The organism is Pseudomonas sp. GV047, from assembly GCF_003058245.1.
GTDB lineage: Bacteria > Pseudomonadota > Gammaproteobacteria > Pseudomonadales > Pseudomonadaceae > Aquipseudomonas > Aquipseudomonas marginalis.
Genome location: NZ_QCWA01000039.1, coordinates 1 through 1104, shown reverse-complemented (window position 1 = coordinate 1104; position 1104 = coordinate 1). Strand labels below are relative to the sequence as shown.

General features: G+C 65.4%; 1 protein-coding gene. It reads left to right on the top strand.

Going from position 1 to position 1104, the window contains the following annotated elements; genetic code table 11:
- Nucleotides 1–1104: AMP-binding protein (locus tag C8K58_RS32180; RefSeq protein WP_146188264.1), on the top strand; the 1104-nt coding region annotated here is incomplete at both ends.

Sequence of the window (1104 nt, the reverse complement as noted above, 5' to 3'; positions counted from 1 at the left end):
CGCCGGCGGTAAAACTGCACGGCGACAACCTCGCCTACGTGATCTACACCTCCGGCTCCACCGGCCTGCCCAAGGGCGTGGCGGTGTCCCATGGGCCGTTGGTGGCGCACATCATCGCTACCGGCGAGCGTTATGAAACATCGCCGGCCGACTGCGAACTGCACTTTATGTCCTTCGCTTTCGACGGTTCCCACGAAGGCTGGATGCACCCGCTGATCAACGGCGCCAGCGTATTGATCCGTGACGACAGCCTGTGGCTGCCCGAGTACACCTACGCGCAGATGCACCGTCACAACGTGACCATGGCGGTGTTCCCGCCGGTGTACCTGCAACAACTGGCCGAGCATGCCGAGCGCGACGGTAATCCACCGAAAGTGCGGGTGTACTGCTTCGGTGGTGATGCCGTGGCCCAGGCCAGCTATGACCTGGCCTGGCGCGCGCTCAAGCCGACCTACCTGTTCAACGGCTACGGCCCGACCGAAACCGTGGTCACGCCGTTGCTGTGGAAGGCGCGCAAGGGCGACCCTTGCGGCGCCGTCTACGCGCCAATCGGCACGCTGCTGGGCAACCGCAGCGGCTACGTGCTGGACGCGCAACTCAACCTGCAACCCATCGGCGTCGCCGGTGAGCTGTACCTGGGCGGCGAGGGTGTAGCCCGTGGATACCTGGAACGTCCGGCGCTGACCGCCGAACGTTTCGTGCCGGACCCGTTCGGCACGCCGGGCAGTCGCGTGTATCGCAGCGGCGACCTGACCCGTGGTCGTCCGGATGGCGTGGTGGATTACCTCGGGCGTGTCGACCATCAGGTGAAGATCCGTGGTTTCCGCATCGAACTGGGGGAAATCGAAGCGCGCCTGCGTGAGCAGGACAGCGTCGGTGAAACGGTGGTCGTGGCCCAGGACGGCCCGACCGGAAAACAGCTGGTGGCCTATGTGGTTCCGGTGTCCGCCCCGTCCAACGAAGCCGAGTTCCGTGACGCGTTGCGCCGCGCACTCAAGACCCGCCTGCCGGACTACATGATCCCGGCGCATTTCATCTTCCTGGCGCAAATGCCGTTGACCCCCAACGGCAAGCTCGACCGCAAGGGCCTGCCGCAACCGGATG